At 57.7% G+C, this 6,132-nt stretch carries 5 protein-coding genes; 1 reads left to right on the top strand and 4 read right to left on the bottom strand.

The window, feature by feature from the left end:
* Positions 1–9 precede the first annotated feature (9 nt).
* The 4 genes from urtD to urtA all read right to left on the bottom strand — a co-directional run bounded on the left by urtD (position 10) and on the right by urtA (position 4,282).
* Positions 10–768: an urea ABC transporter ATP-binding protein UrtD gene (gene urtD, locus B2W52_RS07155; protein ID WP_053113350.1), complete on the bottom strand. Its 759-nt coding sequence runs from the start codon at positions 766–768 to the stop codon at positions 10–12.
* Positions 768–1,976: an urea ABC transporter permease subunit UrtC gene (gene urtC / locus B2W52_RS07150; RefSeq protein WP_273072891.1), complete on the bottom strand. Its 1,209-nt coding sequence runs from the start codon at positions 1,974–1,976 to the stop codon at positions 768–770. Before urtC ends, urtD begins: the two co-directional genes overlap by 1 nt.
* A gap of 9 nt (positions 1,977–1,985) precedes the next feature.
* Positions 1,986–2,912 (bottom strand): urea ABC transporter permease subunit UrtB, encoded by a 927-nt coding sequence (urtB, locus tag B2W52_RS07145; protein WP_014578806.1) that lies wholly within the window; start codon positions 2,910–2,912, stop codon positions 1,986–1,988.
* Between the two features lie 98 nt (positions 2,913–3,010).
* Positions 3,011–4,282: an urea ABC transporter substrate-binding protein gene (urtA, locus tag B2W52_RS07140; RefSeq protein ID WP_014578807.1), complete on the bottom strand. Its 1,272-nt coding sequence runs from the start codon at positions 4,280–4,282 to the stop codon at positions 3,011–3,013.
* A gap of 297 nt (positions 4,283–4,579) precedes the next feature.
* Here urtA and B2W52_RS07135 point away from each other — a divergent pair.
* Positions 4,580–6,132: purine-cytosine permease family protein (locus B2W52_RS07135; protein ID WP_414673485.1), on the top strand; the 1,553-nt coding region annotated here is incomplete at its 3' end.

Genomic DNA, 6,132 nt, shown 5'->3' with positions numbered 1-6,132 from the left:
TCAGCATGATCAGTGCCCCAGGTAGACTTCGATGACTTTCGGGTCCGATTTCACGTGCTCGATGGACCCTTCGGAAAGAACTTTGCCCTGATGCATGACCGTGACCCGGTCAGCGATATCACCGACAAACTGCATATCGTGCTCGATCACCAATACCGTATGGTCCCTGGTAATCACCCTCAGCAGCTCGGCGGTTTTCTTGCGCTCGGTGACGGACATCCCGGCTACCGGCTCATCCAGCATCAGCAGGTCCGGTTTCTGGATCAGCAGCATGCCGATCTCCAGCCACTGCTTCTGGCCATGGCTCAACGATGCAGCCGGCTCATTCAGGGCCTCGGTCAGGAAGATGGTTTCAGCCACCTCCTCCACAGCATTGATCACCTCCGCGTCGCGCTTGAATCCCAGGGCGCCCATCACGCTGTGTCCCTTTGGGTAGGACACTTCAAGGTTTTCAAAGACGGTCAGGTCCTCGAACACGGACGGGGTCTGGAACTTCCGGCCCACACCCGAGTGAACAATCTGGTGCTCCTTGAGCTTGGTAAGCTCCTTACCGTCAAACTTGATGGAGCCGGACGTGGCCTTGGTCTTGCCGCAGATCAGGTCCAGAACCGTGGTTTTACCGGCACCGTTGGGGCCGATGATGACCCGGATTTCCTTGGGATCGAGGTAGAAGGACAGGTCATCCACGGCCTTGAAGCCATCGAATGACACGGTCAGGCCTTCGACCGCCAGCAGGAAATCCCCACTTTTGCTTTTGGCTGCACTCATCACGATTTCTCCGGGCTGTAGGAATCGATCATCGGATCGTAATCAGGAGTCTTCTCAGCGGTCGGCTTCGGCTCTGCGGCTTTTTCCGCGGGCTTGGCCTCCAGCTGTGCACCCTTGTTGCGCTTGAAGATCTTGTCTTCCAGAGGCATGACGTAGGTCTGATACAGGCCGGCCAGACCGTTCGGGAAGGCCAGTACGACACCGATAAACAACGCACCCATGGCAAACGGCCAGAGTTCCGGGAAGGATTCCGAGAAGCCACTCTTGGCGGCATTCACCAGCAAGGCACCGTAGACCGCGCCGAGGATGGACAACCGGCCACCCAGGGCACAGAAGATGACCATCTCGATGGAAGCGACGATGCCGATGAACGACGGCGACATGAAGCCGACAATCAGGGTGAACATGGCACCACCGACGCCGGCAAAAGCCGCTGCCAGGCAGAACACGAAGATCTTGAAGGCGGCAACGTCATAGCCGGAAAAACGCACTCGGTTTTCCTGGGCGTTCATGGCCACAAGGATGCGGCCCAGCTTCCGGTTCTGGACCAGGCGCGCCACAAACAGGCAGAGGAACAGCATGCCAACACAGACAAAGTACAGGATGGTCCGGGCCTCATCGGTGCGGATGTCCCAGCCGTTCAGCGTCTGCAGATCGGTAATGCCGTTCACACCGCCGGTATAGCCCTGCTGTCCGATAATCAGGATCGTCAGGATTGCGGCAATGGCCTGGGTGATGATGGCGAAGTACACGCCCCCCACCCGCCGGGTAAACATGGCGAAGCCGATAACGAACGCCAGCAGAACCGGCACACCGATCACCGCAAGCAGGGTGAAGGCGAAGCTGTGGAACGGTTCCCAGAACCAGGGCAGCTCGGTGAGCTGGTTCCAGTCCATGAAATCCGGGATGCCGGGGGTGGACTGGATGGCGGTGGCCTCCGGAGTGGAGGCCTCCAGCTTCAGGAACATGGCCATACAGTAGCCGCCAAGGCCAAAGAACACACCCTGGCCCAGGCTGAGAATGCCGGCCTTGCCCCAGCACATCACCAGGCCAATGGCGACAAAGGCGTAGGTCAGGTACTTGCCCACCATGTTCAGGCGGAATGGGTCCAGCGCCAGTGGCAAAAGCACCACCAGCAACACGGCCAGTGCGACGTAATACAGTCCCTCGCGGGTGGCAAACCATTTCAATGGGGATGAACTCTTCATGACAATCTCCTAGCGACGGACCTTGAGGGCCATGAGTCCTTCTGGACGCAGCATCAGGATGCCGACGACGACCAGCAGGGTGAGCACCTTGGCCATGGAACCACTGAGGAAGAACTCCATGGTGGACTGGGCCTGGGATATACCGAAGGCGGACACAATGGTGCCGATCAGGCTCTGGGCACCGCCAAACACCACCACCAGGAAGGTGTCTACGATATAAGCCTGGCCAGAGGACGGACCGGTGGAACCGATCATGGTGAAGGCAGCACCCGCGACGCCGGCGATGCCACACCCGAGAGCAAAGGTGGCTCGGTCGATACCGGCACTGTTGATACCAACGGCTTCAGCCATGGGGCGATTCTGAACCACAGCCCGCACTTTCTTGCCATAGCCGGATCGGTACATCAGGAAATACACGCCCACGGCAATGGACAGCGCGATGATCATCACGAACAAGCCGTTGATGGGCAGCTCCACCAGGTCAGTCACCTGGATCGCCCCCATCATCCACTCGGGCAGGTCCACACCCACTTCCCGGGCGCCAAAGATGGATCGGTAAGCCTGCTGCATGATCAGGCTCAGACCCCAGGTGGCCAGAAGGGTATCCAGTGGTCGGTGATAGAGTCGCCGTATCATGAGCCATTCGACGAATGCCCCCAGGGCAGCACAAATCAGGAAAGCCAGAACCATGGCGACGAAGAAGTAGCCGCCAAACAGGCTCGGCAGATAGGACTGGAAAAAACCGGATGTCAGGTAGGTTGTGTAGGCGCCGAGGATCATGAACTCCCCGTGGGCCATATTGATCACCCCCATCTGACCAAAGATGATGGCCAGGCCCAATGCCATCAGTACGAACACTGAAAACAGGGAGAGCCCGGCAAACCCCTGCATGGCAAATATCGACATCAACTCACTGCTGGTGTAGCCATCAAACATGACCCTTACTCCCCTTTAGACCAACTTACCCTTCAAACCCTTAATCTTGTGTTCAGAGGCAACGGATGCTGGCGCCCGGGGGCGCCAGCAGTCCGGGCTTATTGGTAGCCTTCCGGGAACGGGTCCGGTTCCATCAGTTCTTCGGTCTCGTAGACAACCTTGTACTGGCCGTCAGGTTGAGCCTGGCCGATACGGGTCTTGGACCACAGGTGATGGTTTTCGTGGATGCGCACGTAACCTTCTGGCGCTTTGGTGAACTCAATGCCTGCGAATTCTTCACGGATCTTGTCGATGTCGAATGAGCCGGCTTTTTCAACCGCAGCTTTCCACAGCCATGGGCCGAGATAAGCCGCCTGGGTCACGTCACCGATGACCATGTCATCGCCGTAGGCTTCCTTGAAGGCCGCAACAAATTCCTTGTTGTTGGGGTTATCGAGGCTCTGGAAATACTTCATGGAGGCGTAGATGCCGTCCACGTTCTCACCGCCGATACCGCGGATTTCGTCCTCGGTCACGGAGATGGTCAGCAGAAGGGGCTTCTCATCAGTGAAATCGATACCGGCCGCTTTCATCTGCTTGTAGAAGGCCACGTTGGAGCCACCGACAACCGAGGCAAAGATCACGTCCGGCTTGCGCAGCTTGATCTTGTTGATCACCGAGTTGAACTGGGTGTGACCCAGCGGATAATACTCCTCGCCAGAGACCTTGAGGCCCAGCTTGTCCTCGATGTGCTTGCGGGCGATCTTGTTCGAAGTACGGGGCCAGATGTAGTCCGATCCGAGCAGATAGAAGCTTTTGGCACCCTTGGTTTCTGCGGCCCAGTCGATACTGGCAAGAATCTGTTGGGTCGCTTCCTGGCCGGTGTAGACCACGTTGGGCGACTGCTCAAGACCCTCGTAGAAGGTGGGATAATAGAGCATGCCGTTGTATTGCTCGATAACCGGGAGAACGGCCTTGCGGGAAGCCGAGGTCCAGGCGCCGAAGATCGCAGCAACGTTGTCCTGGCGCAGTAGCTTCCGGGATTTTTCAGCGAAGGTCGGCCAGTCACTGGCGCCGTCTTCCTGAACGAATTCAATCTGGCGGCCCAGGACACCACCGGAGGCGTTGATCTGGTCAATAGCCAGCTTTTCCGCCTGAACCGAGCCAATCTCACTGATCGCCATTGTGCCGGTGATGGAGTGCAGAATGCCGACCGTAACGGTGTCATCCGTCACCGCCAGACCAGTCGTGTTGACCTCTGCTGTGGCCGGCACTGCCGCCTGTGCCGACGTCGCAAGCATGACGGAAGCCGCCAGCGTCATCAGGCTCTTTTTCAGCCCCAGTCCCTTACCGAACGACCGCCCGTTGGCGGCTTGATCTGTCGTATCCATGGTGATTCCTCGCAGTTTTTGAAGTCCGGATCCGCGCTTCCCTTCGAAAGCACAGTGCCCACGAGAATCATTCTGCTCGGCACCCGTACAGGTGCCCATTCGGCAATCGCCCCAGCGCGCTACGTCATTTGACGCATTCCTGTAACCAACAGGACAGGCTAAAAACGCAGGCATGCAGAAGAAGAACATTCCTGCACCGGTCTATGGCACGGATATTGTTCCGGCTTTCTCATCCGGTGCATTTCAGCTTGAAGCTGCACTAACGCGGGGCACTCAAACACCAAAGGCAAGGCAGTCATGGCGGCAAGACAGAATATTTTTCGGGTTCGGCGCAGCTACAACCAGTGGGTAGCCAACCAGACCCTGGAAGACTATGCGCTTCGCTTTACCGCCAAGAGTGCCCGGCGCTGGTCCGCGGCCCGGGTAAGCAACACAGCCCTGGGCGCCATCTCCTTTCTGGCACTGGAAGCCATCGGCGGCTCCATTACCCTCCACTACGGATTCGACAATGCGGTCGCCGCGATACTGGCCGTCAGTCTGGTGATCTTCCTCACCGCCATCCCGATCAGTTACTACGCGGCCCGTTACGGCGTCGATATTGACCTGCTGACTCGCGGTGCCGGCTTTGGCTATATTGGCTCCACCATCACCTCGCTGATCTACGCCTCGTTCACGTTTATCTTTTTCGCCATCGAGGCCGCCATCATGGCCATGGCGCTGGAAATGCTGTTCGGGGTTCCCCTGGTTCTCGGCTACCTGATCTGTGCCGTGGTCATCATTCCACTGGTCATACATGGCATCACCACGATCAGCCGATTCCAGGTCTGGACCCAGCCAGCCTTCATCTTTCTCCAACTGGTGCCCTTTGTTTTCATTGTTTACGCCGATGCCTCTTCCGTCAGCGACTGGACACAGTTCGAGGGACTTAACCCGGTTGATTCCGGTGGCTTCAGCATCGTTATGTTCGGGGCTGCGGCAGCTGTGGTGTTCTCATTGATTGCCCAGATCGGCGAGCAGGTGGATTTCCTGCGCTTCATTCCAGAACCCCGCAATGCCCGGGAAAAGCGACGTTGGTGGGCCGCCGTTATGGCAGGCGGACCTGGCTGGATTGTGATCGGCATGTTGAAAATCCTGGCGGGCTCCTTTCTTGCGGTTCTTGCCCTGAAACAGGGCGTTACCGCCTCGGAGGCGGCTGATCCCACCCAGATGTATCTGATCGCCTTCAATTACATTACCCATTCGCCCGAGGTCTCTCTGGCGATGGCGGGCATTTTCGTCATTCTTTGCCAGCTCAAGATCAACGTTACCAATGCCTATGCCGGCTCCATCGCCTGGTCCAACTTCTTCTCGCGACTCACCCACAGCCACCCCGGACGAGTTGTCTGGCTGTTTTTCAACGTCGCCATTGCCCTTCTGGTGATGGAACTGGGTGTTTACCGGGCGCTGGAGGAAACCCTGGGTTTCTATGGCATCGTCGCCATTGCCTGGGTTGGTTCGCTGGTGGCGGATCTGGTGATCAACAAACCACTGGGGCTTAGTCCCGCACACATTGAGTTCAAACGTGCCCACCTGTACGACATCAACCCGGTCGGGGTTGGTGCCATGCTGACGGCCTCTGTAGTAGGCATCATCTGCCACACCGGCATACTGGGCGTTTATCCGGAGGCTCTGTCCCATTTTATCGCCATGGGAGTCGCGCTGATCATGGCGCCTCTGATCGCCTGGAAAACCGGTGGCCGTTTCTACACAGCACGGCCATTCGTCCCCATCGCTACTGACCATCAGCTCGTGCAATGCACGATTTGTGAACATCATTTCGAACCGGAAGATCTCACCCATTGTCCCGCGTA

The sequence above is a fragment of the Marinobacter sp. UBA2498 genome, from assembly GCF_002341575.1.
Taxonomy (GTDB): Bacteria; Pseudomonadota; Gammaproteobacteria; order Pseudomonadales; family Oleiphilaceae; genus Marinobacter; species Marinobacter manganoxydans.
Note: the sequence above shows the minus strand (reverse complement) of the source record. Positions and strands in the feature narration are given on the sequence as shown.